We start from the raw sequence: 18,663 nt of genomic DNA, 5'->3' as shown, positions 1-18,663 counted from the left end.
GTGTGGCGCTCCATGTTGACAACAACCTCAACATGGAGCATACTAAACGTGACGGAGGGGAGAAATGGCCATGAGCGGTTTTGGCGAACTGCTGCGCAGCCTGCGCAAACAGAACAAAGTGACTCAACGGCAGTTGGCGACGCTTGTCGGGATCGATTTTACGTATATAAGCAAAATCGAGAGCGGCACGATGGACCCGCCCGCAGAGGACAAAATCATCCGGATGGCCGAGGTGCTCCGCGTGGAGCCGGAGGAGCTTATACTGGCGGCCAAAAAAGTACCGACCACCTTTCAGAAGCTGATTACGGAAAACAGCGATGTCCCGATCTTTCTGAGAAAAGCATCGGAGCTTTCTCCCGCGCAATGGGAGAAAATCAAGGAAATCATCCAAGGGGAGGAAGAGGATGAGAACAAATGAACCGTCCCGGTTACATCGCCATCGGGCAGATGGAAGCGATCACCGAGCAAATATTGACCGATTACGGATTCGACCCTTGCGATAAGCGGGTGCGTCCCGTTCCGATCGAGGAGATCGTCGAGTTTCATTTCGATTTGCAAATATGCTGGGAGGCGATCGATCAGCTGGACACCGAGGGCATGGTGATGGCGGCGATTATTCCCGACAGGAAGCAAATCATTTTGAATGAGACGCACCGCGCGCTGTTCGACAGCAAGATCGGCACTTACTATTTTACGCTCGCGCATGAGCTGGGGCATTGGGTGCTGCACGCTTCCGGGAAGCCTTATTTGCGAAGCGGGGGAGAATTATACGCTTATTACTGCCGCAGCACGTCGCATAAGCCGGCGGAAGAAATACAAGCCGATCTGTTCGCCGGATGCCTGCTCATGCCCCGTCCGATGATGGAGAGGGCCGTGAAGCAGCTGAACATGCTGGGGGCGATTCAGCTTCAGCATATTTACGGACTTGCCGATTGTTTGAAGGTGTCGATCTCGGCCTTGACGGTCCGTCTCAAGCAGCTCCGCTTACTGTATGTTGGTCAGGACGGTCGAGTAAGCCGGGCGGACGGCAGAATGGAACCCGAATATGAGCAGCTAACGATGGATTTATAATTTTTTTTAAGCAAAATGTTGAGTTGAATATCAACACAATATAGCAAAGGCGGTAATATTGATGAAACCGGATAAACGAACCGCATTTGAAAAGCTCGCCGCCCGCATACAATTGCCGATGAGCGCCGTGGAGCCTTATGTCTCGGATACGGTGTTGGACCATGTGGAGGTTAGCCGAGACTTCAGGAAATGGACGATCGTGCTGTCCAGCGGCAAGCTGATCCCGAGCGGCATCTATCGGCTGCTTCACGAGACGGTTTGCAGTAATACGCGGTATGCCGACTATGTCGATATGAGTGTCCGGTATCCCGAACGGATAGACACGACCGCGATTGTAAACGAATATTGGAATTTGTGCTCGGAATGGCTGCTTCGCAAAGAAGCCGTTTTGCAAGGATGGATGTCGAAGGCAAAGCTATCGGTCGATCATGCCCGTGTCCATCTGCTCGTCATGGACCGGTTCGGCGCGGAACTGCTGGAGAAGAAACAAATCGGCGCGCTTGTCCATAAGTTTTATTATGAGAAGTTCAGCAGGGAAGTTCGAATCGGATATAAGATTCATGAATCGTCCCGCGAACGATACTGGGAGGATGCCCGCATGAAAGAACAGGCGGAAGTCGCTGCGATGACGCAATCGGCCCGACAAGTCCAACAGGCCGAAGGCGCCGACCTCGCGCCAAAGACAGCCAAGCCAATCCGTACCGCCATCGGCCAACCTATAAAGGAACAACCGCTGCCCATTCGCGCGCTCGTAGAACCGGAGAAGCGGGTGACGATCCGAGGCGCCGTCTTCGCAACCGAGACCAAACAGCTTAAAAACGGTTCGACGCTTATGCAGTTTTTCGTGACGGATTATACCGATTCTATCGCGGGGAAGGTGTTCGTCAAACATAAAGTAGATATGGAGCTTTACGACAAGCTGCTGCAGGACGGCAATTGGCTGCTGCTCCGAGGGAGTATCCAATACGATACTTATTCGCCCATACCTGAATTAGTCTTTTACCCCCAAGATATAGCGGAGACGGCGAAACCGAGCGTGCGTCAGGATACGAGCTCGGAGAAAAGAGTGGAATTTCATCTGCATACGACGATGAGCTCGATGGATGCGCTCACTCCGGCAGAGGCATATATCGAGACGGCCGCTGCTTGGGGACATCGGGCGATCGCCATCACCGACCACGGTTCCGTACAATCGTTCCCCGAGGCGGAGAAGGCGGCCCGCAAGCACGGCATTCAAATCATCTACGGCGTAGAGGCCAACGTAATCGACGATGGCGTATCGATCGCGACGAGCCCGCGGAAGCAGGACTTGAACGGCGCGACCTATGTCGTGTTCGATGTAGAGACGACCGGCTTGTCGGTAACGACCTGCCATATGATCGAGCTGGCCGCCATAAAGATGACAGAGGGGAAAGAAACCGGCAGATTTACCTCTTTCGTGAATCCGCGGCGGAAAATTCCGCACCACATTACACAGCTGACCGGGATATCGGATGAGATGGTGGCGGATGCGCCGAATCTCGCGCAGGTGATGAAGGAGTTTATCCGGTTTATCGGCGACTCCGTTCTCGTGGCTCACAATGCCGGCTTCGACATCGGATTTATTCGGCAAGCGCTGCGCGAGTCGGGACTGCCGGATTTCGATAATCCCGTGTTGGATACTTTGGAGCTGGCCAGAGCTTTATACCCGAAGCTGAAAAATCACAGGCTGAACACCCTTGCCGATCTGTGCAAGGTCGAATTGAACAATCATCATAGAGCGATCGACGATTCGGTCGCGCTTGGCCATATCCTGTATAGGATGATTCGCGATGCTAGGGCAGGAGGAACGTCCTGTTTATCGCAAATCAACGCGCTGCCCCGAAATCCGGCAGGCTGGAGACCGTTTCATTGCAATATTTATGCCCGCAGCCAGCAAGGGAAAAAGGTTCTATACAAGCTCGTCTCGCTATCGCATACGGACTATTACAACAAAGTGCCCTGTATTCCGAAAAGCGTGCTGCGGGAGCACAGGGAGCACCTGCTTATCGTCTCCGGCTGCGATAACGGCGAAATGTTCGATGCCGTCCTGAACAAGTCGATGGAAGATGCGGAGCAGGTTGCGTTATTTTACGATGTGCTGGAAGTGCAGCCGCCGTGCTTCTATAAGCATCTTATCGACAAGAAGCTGGTGGAAGGCGAGCGGGATATCGAGACGGCCATTTGCAATATGATCCGAATCGGCAGCAAACAAAATAAACCCGTCATCGCCACAGGGAACGTGCATTATTTGGAGCCCGGGCAAAAATTATGCCGCGATATCGTAATCAACGGCATTACGAAATATAGCCCGCTCAAAGAGAGGGCGAAGCCGGACGCATATTTGCGGACGACGGAGGAGATGCTGGGCGAATTCAAGTTTCTCGGAGCGGAGCAAGCTTACGAGATCGTAGTGAAGAACACAAGGGAGCTCGCCGGCTTGTTTCAGCCGATCCAGCTGTTCCCGACGAAAGGAGGGCCGACGGACAACGGGTTGTTTTCACCTATCTTAGAAGGGGCCGACGAAGAAATACGGCAGAAATGCTACGCGGAAGCCGTGCGGGTATATGGCGATCCGCTGCCGGAGTTGGTCGTGGCCCGACTTGAGAAGGAGCTGAAGCCGATTATCTCCTACGGCTTCTCGGCGAATTATTTAATATCCGAGAGATTGGTGAAAAAATCGAATGCGGACGGATACATCGTCGGGTCGAGAGGGTCCGTAGGCTCGTCGTTCGTCGCCACGATGCTGGGCATCTCCGAAGTGAATCCTTTGCCTCCGCACTATGTTTGCCCTTCGTGCAAAACGAGCGAATTTTTTACCGACGGCCGCATCTCCAGCGGATACGATATGCCCGACAAAAGCTGTTCGAACTGCCGGACGAAGATGAAATGCGACGGTCATGACATCCCGTTCGAAACGTTTCTCGGGTTCAAGGGGGATAAAGTTCCCGATATCGATCTGAATTTCTCGGGGGATTACCAGCCGGAAGCGCACCGATATACCAAAGAGCTGTTCGGAGAGAAGAACGTGTTTCGCGCGGGGACGATCGGGACCGTGGCGGAAAAATCCGCATTCGGCTTCGTCAAAAAGTATATGGAGGAGCATAACCGCAGCTGCAGAACCGCGGAAATGAACCGTCTGGCGCTCGGCTGCACCGGCGTAAAGCGAAGTACGGGCCAACATCCGGGTGGAATTGTCGTCGTTCCCGGCTATATCGACGTCGAGGACATTACGCCCGTCCAATATCCGGCGGACGATACCGGCTCGGAATGGCGTACGACTCATTTCGATTACCATGCCTTCGACACCAATTTGCTGAAGCTGGATATTCTCGGCCATGACGATCCGACGATGATGCGTTTGCTGCAACAATCGACGGGTATCGATCCACGGGACATTCCGATGAACGACACGAAGGTTATGAGCTTGTTTCATTCCACCGAACAATTGGGGGTGACGTCCGATCAGATACGTTCCTCCGTGGCTACATACGGACTGCCGGACATCGGAACAAGGTTTATTCGGCAAATGCTCGAAGAAACCCGTCCGTCGACGTTCTCCGATCTGTTGCAGATCGCGGGCTTGTCTCACGGCGAGGGGTTATGGCTCGGCAACGCTCAGGAGCTTATCCGGAACGGCACATGTACGATTAAGACGGTGATCGGCTGCCGCGACAATATTATGCTTTTCCTTATTTATCGGGGGATGGGCTCGGCGCTTGCGTTCAAAATTACGGAGAGTGTCCGGAAAGGGAAAGGATTGACCGACGAATGGACCCGCGAAATGAAAAATGTCGGAGTGCCCGACTGGTACATCGAGTCTTGCCAAAAGATCGTATACATGTTTCCGAGGGCGCATGCCGCGGCCTATATGATCGCTGCCGTCCGTAACGCGTATTACAAGCTGTACTATCCGCTCGATTACTATGCGGCCTACTTTACGGTCAAGGCTTCGGATTTTGATATCGATCTGTTCGCGAAAGGTTATGAAGCGATACTTGCAAAGCTGACGGAAATCGAGCAATTGAGCTTTCAGGCGTCGGCCAAACAAAAAAGTATGGTTCCGATCCTTGAAGTGGCGCTCGAAATGACGGCGAGAGGGTTCGTATTCCAAGAAATCCAGTTATACCGGTCGAAGGCCGCCCATTTCATTAAAGACGGAGATTCGCTCATTCCTCCGTTCGCGGCGATACCGGGTATCGGGGAGAGTGCGGCGAATCAGATTGAATGCGCCAAAGAAGACGGCCCGTTTTTGTCGATCGAAGATTTTCAGAAACGGTCGAAATGCTCGAAGACGATATCGGAGGCTCTCGCGGGTATGGGCTGTTTTCGCGGACTGCCGGAAACAAACCAGCTAGTATTATTTTAAGTTCGAGCCTGTTCCGTGGTATACTATATGCATAGTGGAAGCTTTCGATTTGGGGAGGAAGCGTCATGAATGCTACGGAAGGTACGCTCGTTCAGCTGTCTCGCACCGGCGATTCCGCTGCTTTTATGGAATTGATTCAGTTGTACCGCGATAAGCTTCACCGTCTCGCTTACCGGATGCTGAACAATCAGCACGATTCCGAAGATATCGTCCAGGAGACGATCGTGCGGGTGTATTTGAACTTGAACCAATACGACGATACGCAGAAGTTCTCGACCTGGATATTTCGGATCGGCAAAAACTTGTGCATCGACCTGCTGCGCAAAAAGAAAGACGTCCGTTCCCTCGACTCCGGGCTCGGAGACGACAAGGAGAGAACGTTCTACGATAAACTGACCAGCGACGAGATCGGACCGGAGAACCGGGTGCTGCTGAACGAATTCAAGGACCAGCTGCGCAAAGTAATCGACAAGCTGTCGGACAAATACAAAACGATCGTCACGCTGTATTATTTGCACGAGCTCACCTTGGAAGAAATCAGCGAAACGCTCTCGCTTCCCGTCACGACGGTGAAAACGAGACTGTACCGCGGCAGGGAGCAGCTCCGCAAAAAATGGGGCATGACGCTCACGGTCAGCATCATGATGATTTTGTTCAGCATGCTGTTCCAGGTCAACTTGGACAGCGGCGGAATGGTCAAAGCATAACGAAAAATAAGCCCCGATCCGGCATGGATACGGGGCATTTCGTTGTTTCGAGGGGGCTCCCCCAAAAGTAATAGGATTAAGCTTCGAAGCGTTTCTTCACTTTTGGGGGATTTGTTAACGGGGCTCCCCTAAAAGTAATAGGAATAAGCTTCGAAGCGTTTCTTCACTTTTGGGGGACCTTATAGCAGCTTCGTCGTCCAAGATTCGCAGTTCCATATTTCGGTAGCGACTTCCCGGTAAAACTCCGGTTCGTGGGAGATGAGCAGAATCGTTCCTTTGAACGCTTGAAGCGCGCGCTTCAGCTCGTCCTTTGCGTCCGCGTCCAAATGGTTCGTAGGCTCGTCGAGCACGAGCAGGTTCGTCTCTTTGTTGATCAGCTTGCACAGGCGCACCTTCGCCTTCTCGCCGCCGCTCAGCACTTCGATCCGGCTCTCGATATGCTTCGTCGTAAGCCCGCATTTGGCGAGTGCGGCGCGCACCTCGAACTGCGACATCGAAGGGAACTCGTTCCATACTTCGTCGATGCACGTGTTGCCGTTCGAGCCTTTCATCTCCTGCTCGAAGTAGCCGATGTACAGATGCTCGCCGCGTTCGACCGAGCCGCCGAGCGGCTTGATCTCGCCGAGTATGCTGCGCAGCAGCGTCGTTTTGCCGATGCCGTTCGCGCCGACTAGCGCGATCTTCTGTCCGCGCTCCACGCGCAGATCGAGCGGCCGCGACAGCGGCTCGTCATAGCCGATGACAAGCTGCTTCGTCTCGACGACAAGCTTACCGGACGCTCTCGCTTCCTTGAAGCGGAATTCCGGCTTCGGCTTTTCTTTGGCCAGCTCGATAACGTCCATCTTATCGAGCTTCTTCTGGCGCGACATCGCCATGTTGCGTGTCGATACACGGGCTTTGTTACGGGCGACGAAATCTTTCAGGTCGGCGATCTCCTGCTGCTGCTTCTTATAGGCGGATTCCAACTGCAGCTTCTTCGCTTCGTGCTGCTGCTCGAAGACGCTGTAATCGCCGACGTACCGGTTCAGCTCCTGATTTTCCATATGATAGATGAGGTTGATCACGCTGTTCAGGAACGGAATGTCGTGGGAGATGAGAATAAAGGCGTTCTCGTATTCGTTCAAATACCGCTTCAGCCATTCGATATGCTGTTCGTCCAAATAGTTGGTCGGCTCGTCCAGCAGCAAAATGTCGGGCTTCTCCAGCAGCAGCTTCGCAAGCAGCACCTTCGTCCGCTGGCCCCCGCTCAAATCGTGGACGTCCCGGTCCAAGCCGATGTCCTCGAGCCCGAGACCGCGGGCGATTTCCTCCACCTTGGCGTCGATCATGTAAAAATCGGCATTGGTCAATGTATCTTGAATCGTGCCGACGTCCTCCAGCATTTTCTCCAGCTGCTCGGGCGACGCCTCGCCCATTTTCTCGTACATGCCGTTCATTTCCGCTTCCATCTCGAACAAGTAGGCGAACGCCGTCTTCAAGACGTCGCGGATCGTCAATCCTTTTTGCAGCACCGAATGCTGGTCCAAATAACCGACGCGCACCCGCTTCGCCCATTCGATTTTGCCTATGTCGGGCTGAAGCTTGCCGGTAATAATGTTCATGAAGGTCGATTTGCCTTCGCCGTTCGCGCCGATCAGGCCGATATGCTCGCCTTTCAGCAGCCGGAACGATACGTCGTTGAATATTGCCCGGTCTCCGAAACCATGGCTTAAGTTTTTTACCGTTAGTATACTCATAATGCACCTTTTTCATTTAATATCTGTCTTATTATAGACTGTCCCGGGCCGGTAGCACAACGGTAATTCCAGTTACAAGTCCCCCGAAAGTGAAGATCCGCTTCGCAGCTTATTCCGATTACTTCCGGGGGAGCCCCCGTTAGCGAAGAAAGCCGGCCTTGGCGGGCCGGCCGAGAATCATAAAGAATCTTCCGCTTCGGCCGGAGCCGCGACGGAGGCGGGTACTTGAAACTCCATGTTGTAATCCGGAAGCGCCGATTTGGTCAAATAGTCCGAATCCAAATAATTGGCGAGGTACCGGCCCCCGAACAGGATGTCGTACTGCAATTCCCGGTACTGGTCGATGAGCGGGGTCGCTTCGGCGGGCGCTTTCTGGTGCAAATTTTGATCCGCATCGACGACGAGATTGGACAACAGCCCGGGATACTGCCGGAACATGTTCAGATTGAACGCGAAGTTGGCGGGAAGCTCCATGCCAAGCTTGTCCAGTACGTACGCGCCTAGAAAAGAGTTGCTGATCGTAGGGACGTAATCTTGCGGCAGCTCGAAATTCGACCAGAGAACGAACGGAACGCTGCGCATTTTTTTCTGCTCTTCAAGAGACCAAGAACTGGAGCCGATGAAGCCCCCTTGCTTATACACGTCGTAATCGAGACCCAGCATAGGCAGATGATCGCCGTAAAAGACGATGACGGTAGGTTCACCGGACTGCTCGAAATGATCGATCAGCATTTGCAGGCTTTGATCGGCGTCCCGTACGCCGTGGGTGTAAGTTTCCAGCAGCTGCTTGGCATCGGCTGTCAAATTGCCCTGCACTTCGATCGGATTTTGTTCATAACGACCGTCGTCATAAGATCCGTGGTTTTGCATCGTGACCGCATAGATGAACATCGGCCGATCGGACTCCTCGACGGCGCTTATAATGCCTCGGGATACTTCATCGTCCGAGATGAACGTTCCTTTGTATTCGGGGTTGTCGAACTTTTCTTTGCTCTTGAAGCTTTCGAAGCCGAGCCATTTGTAGACGTTGTCCCGGTTCCAGAACCAGCCGTCGTACGAATGAATGCCCATGCTTTTATAACCGTTGTTCTCGAAATAGCTCGCCAGGCTCGGTACGGGCTGCCGGATATATTGCTGGTACGGGATCGAGCCGCTCGGCAGGAAGCTCATCGAATTGCCGGTCAGCACCTCGAACTCCACATTGCTCGTTCCTCCCCCGAATTGCGGGGACAGCAGATAGCCCGAGGTCGATTCGGACTGCAATCTGCGGACGGTAGGAATCGGATCTTCGCTAAATGTAACGTCCGGAAGCAAGGTCGGGTCCCAGAAAGCTTCGTTCATTATAAAAATGACATTCGGCTGGCTATCCGTAGGGGAAGCGGCGGAAGCGCTCCTCCGGTCGGAAATTTGCTGCGCCACCGTTGCGATGGAAGACTCCCCGTATCCGGCTGGCTTGGAGACGATCGAGTTTTGCACGTTCAGCGTAAAGGCAAGCCCGAAGCCGTTCGCTCCGTAGTTATCCCGCTGATTCCAGACGATCTCGCTTACTCCGGCACGGTCGTACAGCTTCTGCGCCATCGGCGTTCTTTCGGCCATCCCTTGAAGGGATGCCGAAGCGAGCAGCACCAGCGCGATCCGGCCGGCGACCGGAAGGCGGAAGCGGGGAAGGAGAAGGCGCAGCATAAACAAGGCGATGACGACCGCTCCTGCGACGGATACCCGCATAAGGACCGCATTGCTCGACACAAGCGGGATAATGTTGGTCCCTTCCTTCTTCAACAACAGATCCCACGGAAAGAACGGCTCCCCGATCATTTTCGATTTGAAATAGCTGATCATGGCAGCAAGGAACAAGATCAGCGCCGTAAGCGCCACGGATGGAAACAAGGATCCGATCAAGCCGTATATAAGCAGCAAAACAAAGCAGTAAATCAAGGCGTTTATCGCAAATAGCGACGGATTGGACGCAATCCATGACATAGCGTCGGCAAATGTGCCCCGTTCGATCGTTTCGACGCCGAAAGCGAGTAATAAGGGGAATACGGCAAGCAGTATGCTCACAATTGCGTATTTTCTCGTTCGGTTATTCGTCAGCCGGTATGATATTCGTTTCCGGAAAAAATATAGGCGGTTCATCTCTCTCTGATACTCTCCTTTCACAGTCGGGTCCCCACTCTCATCCACCGATTGTAAGGAAAGAACCTTAATAAAACCTTAATAAATCAAATTAATACCTCGATATGAAAATTGTGGGTGACAAAACCGGTGCGGTTCACAAATCGTTCATCATCATCGCTTTACTTTACCGGCCGCCGATATACAATAAGGATGAATGGATACACCGAATCGGAAAAGGGAAGGACGGGTTCCTATGAACGCAATCGTTATTGTCTTATTGGTCGTATTGATCGGTTTCGCCGCCGTCGCGACAGTAATGATCGGCAATTCCAAACAAAATAAAGAGGGCAATCCGGACTATGAGAAGAAGACGGGAGCCAACACGCTCCGGTTGACGATATTTTACGCGGCGGCCAGCGTCGTATCTTGTCTTGCTTTGGTGTGGTACATTACTGGCTGAACTAATGGGTGCGGATCTATAAGGTGGACGGAAGACTTTCTCCCGGAGGCGGGGAAAGTCTTGTTCGTGTGAGGAGAGGAATTCGGCGGCATGGTGTTATGGGGAGCGTTCGTCAATGCGGTCGCGATCGTCGCGGGAAGCTTCGCGGCTTTGTTCATACCGCGTCTTCACGACGATTTGCGCCGGACCGTCACGCAAGGTATAGGGCTTGCGCTGTGCGTGCTTGGCCTGATGATGGCAATGAAAACGGAACAGTATTTGGCCCTTGTCATCAGTCTCGTGCTGGGCGGGATAACGGGGGAGCTCGTACGGCTGGAATACCGTCTGGAGCGTCTCGGACATTGGCTGGAGAGCAAAGTAAGCGCGAAAGAGGAAGGGAAGATCGGCAAAGCGTTCGTTACGGCAACGCTCGTCTACTGTATCGGCGCGATGGCGATACTCGGCTCGATCGATAGCGGTATTCGCCATGACCATCAGATTTTGTACGCCAAATCGCTGATGGACGGCTTTCTGTCGATCGTTTTCGCCTCGGCGCTCGGCCTGGGAGTCGCCTTCTCGGCCGTACCGGTGTTCGTATATCAAGGGGCGATAGCGCTCTGCGCGGCATTACTCGCCTCGCAATTCAGTACGGAGACGATCTCGATTCTTACGCGGGAAGTATCCGCCGTAGGCGGAGTGCTGATCATCGGAGTAGGCATCAACCTGCTCGACCTGAAGAAGATTCACGTGGCGAATATGCTGCCTGCCGTCGTTGTGATGGCCGTCATTGTGGCGGTTATGATCGGCGTTGGGGGATGATGTGTACGGGCAAAAAAAGACCGCTACCGGTCCGCTTTAGCGGTTCGGAGCGGTCTTTTACCTCTTACGGAGCGCTGTTAATGATAGCTTCAAGCTGATTCGCCGTATCGTATACCTGCTGGTGAGGGATCGTGCCGTAAATGCCGATCTCCGCTGTAAGCGTATCGTTGTAGCCGACTTCCTTCAAGGCCTTGATCACTTCCGGCCAGTTCACGTCTCCGGCAAGGAGAGGGACGAAGCCGCCGCCGTTGCCTACGGCCGCTTTGAAATCTTTGACATGTACTTTGAAAATGCGGCTGCCCAGTATCCGGATCCAATGCTGCGGGAACCCGTACAGGATGATGTTGCCCACGTCGAAATAGACGCCCAGGTTCGGAGAGTTCAAGTCGTCGACGTACCGCTTCATTTCGAGCGGGGACAGCAGGAATTTGTTCCACACGTTCTCGACCGCGATTTTGACGCCGCGCTTCTCCGCCTCCGGTATCAGCTTCTCCAGCTCCGCGCGGCTCCGGTCGTAGCAATCGTCGTAAGACGTAGCCGCATTTACGAAGCCCGGCACGACCAGTACCGTATCGGCTCCGACCCGCTCGGCGAGCTCGAGCTGCTTGATGACGACCGCTCTTCCTTGCTCGCGGACGGAAGGGTCGGGCGAAGACATGGGAGTTTTCCCCTGCAGGCCGGTAGAGATGCTTCTCAGCTTCAGCCCGTTCTTCTCGGCCAGCTTGGCGATTTCGTCCGCTTCCTGCGGGGTCGTATCCAACGTGAAGCCTACCGAGTCCGGCGCGGACGGGTAAACGTTCAGCTCGACGGCGTCGAACCCCGCCTTGCGGCTAATGTCGAATAGCTCCGGCAAAGGCGTACCGGCAGGAAAGCACCATTGGTTTACGCTTTTCAGCATGCGTATGTTCGCTCCTCTCGATTGGCCGTTAACCGACGGCTACAGGGCTGTTTTTCTCCGCCGATTCGTTGAAGCAGAGCGTCGCTTCCAAGGTCGCTACCGCTTCCGCATAGCTGCCCAGCACAAGTTCTTGACGTCCAGTGCGAATCGCCTCCACGAAAGCGCGATCCTGCTCCAGCACGTAATCGGTATCGCATTTTTCCGTTTGCTTCTGAGTAGCGTCGTGAATCGTAAGCGAATTTCCTTTGATCGCCAAGTAGAAGTCCAATCCGAACAGCTCCACATCGCCGCGACCGTAGTGCGGGGATACGCACGAATTGACGAGCGAGCCGATCGCGCCGGAACGCATCGTGAACGAAACGATGCCGACGTCCGGAATGGTGGCGTCCGGAGCGAGGCGGCGGAGACTTCGCTGCGCGTACAACGATTGAACTTGATCGAATTCGCCGGCCAAGTAGCGGACAAGGTCGACCTGGTGCGTCGCTTGCTCGACAATCTGTCCGCCGGACATATTCATCTGGGTCCACCACTTCGCTCCCGGCAATCCGCCGATCCGATAAGCTTGGATCATGTCGATTTGTTTGTCCGCCAAATAGCTTTTCGCTTTTTGCACCGTTTCCAAATATCGCAAGCAGTAGCCGGACGAATTGATGATGCCGGCTTCGGTTATCTTCTTGCTGATCCGGTTCGCCGTCTCCATGTCGAGTCCTACCGGTTTTTCCGACAGAAGATGGATCCCCTTCGCGGCAGCCTCTTCCTCGATCGTTCCTCTTGCGAAGGGGGGCGTACATACGTACAGGGCATCAACCTTGCCAGAGTCCATCAACTGTTGGGCGCTAGCGAACACTTCCGCGCCGTATGTATCGCTGATTTGCTTGGCGCGTTCCCCGTTGATGTCATATACGGCGGCGAACTCCGCCTGTTCGATCTTCTGCAGTGTCTTGATGTGGTGCTCGGCCATGCCGCCGACGCCGATAAATCCGATTCTCACTTTACTCATCGCGGATTCCTCCTTGGAAGTTTGCGTAGCGGAGCTCGTCTCTCCGGACTTTCGCAAATCGTTGTTCTACACGAACAAGAATAGTGGATATTCCCGGAAAAGTATTTATCGAAATGGAAACGGAATTTACGCAAAAAGACACCCGCCGGGGGTGCCTTAATTTGCTTGCGTTGGAATATCAATCCCGTGCATCGCCTTCTGGCTTTTGCGCCAAAGCGAGGGCGAAGTTCCTTCCACGGCTTTGAACCATTGGGAAAAAGAATGAAGCCGGTGAAAGCCGACCTGCTCGGCGATTTCGTTCAAATCTTTGTCGGTTGCGCTGAGCAGCCATTTGGCCTCCTGCATCCGGCATTGCTGCTGGTACTGCTTCGGACTTAGCCGGTATATTTTCTCGAACGTGCGTCTGAAGCCGGCTACTGTAAGTCCGGTCAGCTCGGCGAGATCGGCCACTTGAACGTTCTGGCGTAAATTTTCCCGCAAGAAATCGGCCGCCTTCGTAATCGTCATCGCCTGCAGATCGGTCTGCGAGTGCTCGTGCAAATAAAGCAGCAGCAGCTCCGCCCAGACGGCGTGAGTCCGCTGCGGCTCCTTCAGCGGCGAAGCCAGCACGCGCAGCCATTCCCGGAACAGCTTCTCGAAGCGGTCCCGGTCGATCCGGGACAAGGCATACATCCGCGGCTGCGCATAGTCGTGGGCAAGCTTGTCCGCAACTTCACGCAGCGAGGCCGGCATCCCTTGCAGATGAATGACGCCGAAGCGGACTTTCGTTACGGCGGCGAAACGGTGCGGAATGCCCGGCGGAATGATGACAACATGACCGGTCTCGACGAACACTTTCCGCTCCGGCCATTCGAACAAGCCGCGGCCTTCCAGAATGATCTCGATTTCCAGAGTCGTATTCTGATGGAAGCCGACGTCGAACCAGTCTTCACTATAGGTGCCGATAGAGCTGCGTATAAACAGCGCCCGTTGCTCCATGCTTGTTCCTCCAGCGATACGGTGGAATTATCCGTTCTTCTGCAGCTCGATGCGCTCGGCCAAGTCGGTCAAGTATGTCCATCGCTCCAACAGGCCGTCCAGCGCCGCAACCAGCTCCTGATGCCTCGCTGTCAGCTTCCCGAGAGCCTCGTAGTCGCCGCCGGCGTTCGAGATTTCTTCCTCGATTTGTTTTACATCGCGCTCCGCATGTGCGATCCGTTCGTCGATTTCCTCGTATTCCTTTTGTTCCTTGAACGAGAATTTCAGCGCTTTGTCCTTCGGTCGGCTGTCGGCTGCCGATTCGGAGGAAACGGCATGTTTTTTTTCTTTGCCTGCTGCCGCGGCAGCTTCCGTTTCTTTCAGCCGTTCCCTGTAGTCCGAGAAATTGCCGGCATGATGGGAGATTTCGCCGTTTCCTTCGGCCACGAGCAGAGCGTCGACCGTACGGTCCAGAAAATAACGGTCGTGGGATACGACGAGCACGGCGCCTTGGAAACGTTCCAAATAATCTTCGAGAACGGTTAACGTCTGAATATCAAGATCGTTCGTCGGTTCGTCCAGAAGCAGCACGTTCGGGCCTTCCATCAAGATGCGCAGCAAAAACAGCCGCCGCTTCTCGCCGCCGGACAAATTGGCGATAGGAGTCCATTGCGCGGACGGAGGGAACAGGAACCGTTCCAGCATTTGCGAGGCGCTGATCAGCTCGCCGTCCGAAGTGCGGACTTGCTCCGACGCTTCGCGGATATATTCGATCACTCTCATCGATTCGTTCAGCTCTTCGTTTTCCTGCGAGAACATGCCGATCTTGACGGTTGGTCCGATATCGAGCTCTCCGGAGTCCGGCGTCAGCTTACCTGCAATCAGCTTGAGCAGCGTCGACTTTCCCGCCCCGTTCGGGCCGACGATGCCGATCCGGTCGTCGCGCTGCACGATGTAGCTGAACGAGCGGATAATGTCGCGGTCGCCGTAACGCTTCGAAACGTTGTGCAGCTCGATCACCTTCTTGCCGAGCCTTGCTCCCGACAGCGCGATGTCCATATCCTGGGGGGCGGCTTCCGGGGCGGCGTCCTGCAGCTTCTCGAACCGTTCGATCCGCGCCTTCTGCTTCGTCGAGCGCGCTTTCGCGCCTCTGCGAATCCAGGCGAGCTCGCGGCGGAGCAGGTTTTGCCGCTTATCCTCCGATGCTTGCTGCTGCGCCATTCTATCGGCTTTCTGCTCGAGGAAGACGCTGTAGCTTCCGGTATAGCCGTACAGCTTGCCGTGATCCAGCTCGATAATGCGACCCGCCACGCGATCGAGAAAGTACCGGTCGTGCGTGATCATGAGCAGCGACGATTTCGATTTGGATAAATGCTGTTCGAGCCAATCAACGGTGCCGGTATCGATATGGTTCGTCGGCTCGTCCAGAATGAGGATATCCGCAGGACGAATGAGCGCCCCGGCCAGTGCGACCCGTTTCCTCCTGCCTCCGGACAACGTTCCCATGCGGGCTTCGAAGTCGCTGATGCCGAGCTTCGCCAATATGCGCTTGGCCTCGTTCTCGACCTGCCAGGCATCGGCTGCATCCATACGTCCGTTCAGCTCGAGCAGCCGTTTCTGCAGGGAAGGACTGTCTTCTCCCCGTTCGAGCTGTGCGATCGCGCTCTCATACTCGCGCAGCAGCTGCATCAGCGGAGAGCGTCCGCTGAAAATATGGCCCAATACGGTAGCGTCGTCATCGATTGGCGGATTTTGCGGCAAATATTCGATGGAGATGCCGTTCCGGATCGAGATTGTCCCTTCGTCGGGCTGCTCTGCGCCGGCGAGCACTTTCAGAAGCGTCGATTTGCCGGTGCCGTTGATGCCGATCAACCCGATTTTGTCCCCTTCGTTGATGCTGAAAGATACTTGCTCGAACAGCTGCTTCATACCGAAGCTTTTGCTGAGTCGTTCCGCGGTTAGTAGATTCATTATATTCCAGTTTCCTTTATATTCGGTATTGTACATGTAAGCATAGCATATTTCGCCGCGGAACAGAACGTTTGGCGCTTCTTTTGCCCGGCATGTGAGGGTGTTTGACGGTCTCGGACAGCCGTGTTATCGTAAACATCGGAAGCAAGGACACGTTTAAAGGGCATGGATCACCGAATTGGAGCTGAACAGCATGAATCGTTTGCAGCCTTACGCGCCGCATGTTTACTATTTTTTCTTCTTCGCCGCCGCCGCCTCCTATTCGCCGTTTCTCGGATTTTGGCTGAGGGAATCGGGTTTGACCAACCAACAGATCGGAGCGTTGTATGCGATCGGACCGCTGGTCGCCTTGTTCGTGCAGCCGGTGTGGGGTCTGCTGTGCGACAGACACGGAATCGAAAAAGCGGTGCTGATGCTGTGCAGCCTGATGACTCCGGCGATCGCCTTCGGTTATTCGACCGGTGGAGGCTTCGCCGTTTACGCCGCAACGGCGGTCGTTCTGGCCGTATTTAACTCGCCGATGATTCCGCTGTCGGATGCCATTGCGGTCGCTCACGCCCAGAAACACCGGCAAACGTACGGGGCTTCCCGCGTATGGGGCTCGATCGGCTTCGCTTTGATGGTATCTCCGATCGGAATCGTGTATTCGCATATCGGCATTCAGCATATGTTTGTCGTCTATATGTCTTTGATGGTTGTCGTATTTGTAATCTCTTTGCTTCTGAAAAAAGGCGGGGTACGAAGAAACGCTTCTTGGCGCGATGTGGGCAAGCTTCTGGCGAGAAAGGAGTTCGCCTTATTTTTGCTGCTCGTGCTGCTCGTCGCATGCGGAACGCAAAGCTTCAGCGTGTTTTTCTCCGTTTATCTCGGAACGACCGGGGGGAACGTCTCGGAGAAAATCGGCTGGCTGACCGCCGTCTCGGCGCTCTCCGAGCTGCCGTTTTTCTTTTTTGCCGCCCGTTTCACCGGACGGTTCGGTTACCGGACGATGCTCGCCTTGGCGGCTTTTACCGCGGCGCTTCGGCTGTTCATCGTTTCGTTCGATCCTCCGATGGCGGTGCTGCTGCTTACCCAGCCGCTGCAGGGGATTACGTTCGCCTTGTTTTACGCCGCGGGTGTCCAGTGCGCCAACGACTTGTGCCCGGAGGGGTGGAAAACGACCGCCCAAACTTTGTTCAGCATGGTCTATATGAATTTGGCGATCTTGATCGCAAGCAACTTCGGCGGCTGGCTGATCGACCATTCCGGCTTCGATGCGCTGTTCCGTTCGGCGGCTGTGCTGTGTTGTATCGGAGGAATCGGGTTTCTTGCGGTACGGCGGCTTGGGCGAGGGATGGAAAGTGCCTAAGACGAACTTATGTAATATTTGTGTGAATTAACATTACAATTAAATAAAAAAATCCGCATCTCCACCTTCTCTGTGTTATTATATATAACATGAATCGGAAGGGTGGAGATTGTTTATGTTGGTCGGACTTCGTGTTATCAAAACCGTCATTGCCATCGCGATCAGCATCTCGGTCGCCCGGCTGTTGAATCTGGAGCCGGATCATTTCGCGGGCATCATCTCGATGCTCGCCGTCCAGCCTTCCGTGTACCGTTCGCTTAAACATACGCTCTCGCATCTGGCCAGCGCGCTGTTCGCCGCGTTGCTCGGAATAGGAGCGGCGCTCGTAATCGGAAACTACTCCATCGTCATCGCGGGTGTCGCGCTGCTTGTCATGGCGATCCACGTCCGCCTGCGTAAAACCGCTTCCTTGACGCTTGCCGTCATCGTCGCCGTCAACACGATCGGAACGTCGGACGAACTGCACGGCAACGCCGCTTACCATCAGCTCATGCTCGTCATTATCGGCATGCTCGTCGGAACGGCCGTCAACCTAATCCGCAAGCCGGTACACCGGGAACGGGAGGAAGTGCTTCTGATGAAATCGGAAAGCATGCTCCGGACGATGCTCTACTATATCCAGTACGACCTGATGTGCAGCCGGATGACTCCTTACAAGCCGCAAATGCGCAAACAGATCGAGGAGGTGCGCAGCTATATCGAGACGGGAAAAGAAATATCCGGCCTGATCCGGGAAGACCGCTGGCTGAACCGGAACGAACCGGTCGAGCCGGGAGATTTGTTCCGCACCTACGAGACGATGCTCGAGCGCATTCGCGATTTGGTGAAAGCTTTGCAGAAGGCGGATCTGTCCTGCCCGGAACGCTCGCGTCTCATCCGAGCCATCGACTTGACTGTCAGACTGCAGGAGCGCGTCATGCAGGGAGGGAAAATCCATTCGGAGCTTATGCTGAAGGCGCTGCGGCCGGAACTGCTGAAGCCGGAGGGAGCGGTTCCGGCTTATACGCTGTTTCCGTATTATCAGGCGTATGAGGCGCTTGCGGAATACGTTCGGGAGTTTGCCGGCATTAAGCAAACGTTCCTCTTCGTGTCCTCCAGATCGATCGTCGACGGGCGCGACGCTTTTTTCAAAATCTAATCGTATATAGGTCTTTTATCCTATGATTATACGATAAAGTAGTTCTTTTTTATCGTTATACGTGGTATAATGAA

Annotated in this window: 14 protein-coding genes; 8 read left to right on the top strand and 6 right to left on the bottom strand. The window is 54.4% G+C overall.

The genetic code is table 11. The features are described 5' to 3' along the window. The first annotated feature begins 70 nt into the window (after window positions 1-70). From FE783_RS07375 to sigW, 4 genes are all read left to right on the top strand, one after another. A complete protein-coding gene (locus FE783_RS07375) occupies window positions 71-418 on the top strand; it encodes a helix-turn-helix domain-containing protein (protein ID WP_158301658.1) in 348 nt (115 codons plus the stop codon). After that, on the top strand, window positions 415-1,071 hold the full coding sequence (locus tag FE783_RS07370; RefSeq protein ID WP_138878692.1) for an ImmA/IrrE family metallo-endopeptidase: 657 nt from the start codon (window positions 415-417) through the stop codon (window positions 1,069-1,071). The genes FE783_RS07375 and FE783_RS07370 overlap by 4 nt, the downstream gene beginning before the upstream one ends. 61 nt (window positions 1,072-1,132) lie before the next feature. Next, window positions 1,133-5,458, top strand: coding sequence for a PolC-type DNA polymerase III (locus FE783_RS07365; protein ID WP_138878691.1), 4,326 nt, complete (start codon window positions 1,133-1,135; stop codon window positions 5,456-5,458). 65 nt (window positions 5,459-5,523) lie between these two features. Beyond that, on the top strand, window positions 5,524-6,165 hold the full coding sequence (gene sigW / locus FE783_RS07360; protein ID WP_138878690.1) for an RNA polymerase sigma factor SigW: 642 nt from the start codon (window positions 5,524-5,526) through the stop codon (window positions 6,163-6,165). A 179-nt stretch (window positions 6,166-6,344) separates the two neighbouring features. On the opposite strand, the gene FE783_RS07355 is transcribed toward sigW, so the two are convergent. Next, window positions 6,345-7,901: an ABC-F family ATP-binding cassette domain-containing protein gene (locus FE783_RS07355; RefSeq protein WP_138878689.1), complete on the bottom strand. Its 1,557-nt coding sequence runs from the start codon at window positions 7,899-7,901 to the stop codon at window positions 6,345-6,347. Between the two features lie 177 nt (window positions 7,902-8,078). Next, the gene (locus FE783_RS07350) at window positions 8,079-9,962 is read right to left on the bottom strand and encodes an LTA synthase family protein (RefSeq protein ID WP_238402903.1); all 1,884 of its coding nucleotides are present in this window, start codon (window positions 9,960-9,962) and stop codon (window positions 8,079-8,081) included. A gap of 310 nt (window positions 9,963-10,272) precedes the next feature. Between FE783_RS07350 and FE783_RS07345 the strand changes: the two genes are divergently transcribed. Continuing rightward, complete coding sequence (locus FE783_RS07345) at window positions 10,273-10,479, top strand: hypothetical protein (RefSeq protein ID WP_138878687.1); 207 nt, start codon at window positions 10,273-10,275, stop codon at window positions 10,477-10,479. A 90-nt stretch (window positions 10,480-10,569) separates the two neighbouring features. Next, window positions 10,570-11,277, top strand: coding sequence for a DUF554 domain-containing protein (locus FE783_RS07340; RefSeq protein WP_138878686.1), 708 nt, complete (start codon window positions 10,570-10,572; stop codon window positions 11,275-11,277). A 64-nt stretch (window positions 11,278-11,341) separates the two neighbouring features. Here FE783_RS07340 and FE783_RS07335 read toward each other — a convergent pair whose 3' ends face one another. The 4 genes from FE783_RS07335 to FE783_RS07320 form a co-directional block, all read right to left on the bottom strand. Beyond that, window positions 11,342-12,175, bottom strand: coding sequence for a sugar phosphate isomerase/epimerase family protein (locus FE783_RS07335; RefSeq protein ID WP_138878685.1), 834 nt, complete (start codon window positions 12,173-12,175; stop codon window positions 11,342-11,344). A 28-nt stretch (window positions 12,176-12,203) separates the two neighbouring features. Next, complete coding sequence (locus FE783_RS07330) at window positions 12,204-13,175, bottom strand: Gfo/Idh/MocA family protein (protein WP_138878684.1); 972 nt, start codon at window positions 13,173-13,175, stop codon at window positions 12,204-12,206. 156 nt (window positions 13,176-13,331) lie between these two features. After that, on the bottom strand, window positions 13,332-14,153 hold the full coding sequence (locus FE783_RS07325) for a helix-turn-helix domain-containing protein (protein WP_138878683.1): 822 nt from the start codon (window positions 14,151-14,153) through the stop codon (window positions 13,332-13,334). 27 nt (window positions 14,154-14,180) lie between these two features. Beyond that, complete coding sequence (locus tag FE783_RS07320; RefSeq protein ID WP_138878682.1) at window positions 14,181-16,103, bottom strand: ABC-F family ATP-binding cassette domain-containing protein; 1,923 nt, start codon at window positions 16,101-16,103, stop codon at window positions 14,181-14,183. A 193-nt stretch (window positions 16,104-16,296) separates the two neighbouring features. Between FE783_RS07320 and FE783_RS07315 the strand changes: the two genes are divergently transcribed. Further along, the gene (locus tag FE783_RS07315; protein WP_138878681.1) at window positions 16,297-17,451 is read left to right on the top strand and encodes an MFS transporter; all 1,155 of its coding nucleotides are present in this window, start codon (window positions 16,297-16,299) and stop codon (window positions 17,449-17,451) included. Between the two features lie 115 nt (window positions 17,452-17,566). Next, entirely contained in the window at window positions 17,567-18,589 is a 1,023-nt protein-coding gene (locus FE783_RS07310) for an FUSC family protein (protein ID WP_138878680.1), read from the top strand. Window positions 18,590-18,663: the final 74 nt, after the last annotated feature.

This window comes from Paenibacillus mesophilus (genome assembly GCF_005938385.1).
In the GTDB taxonomy this organism is placed as follows: domain Bacteria; phylum Bacillota; class Bacilli; order Paenibacillales; family NBRC-103111; genus Paenibacillus_AB; species Paenibacillus_AB mesophilus.
This window is presented reverse-complemented; position numbering and strand designations above follow the sequence as displayed.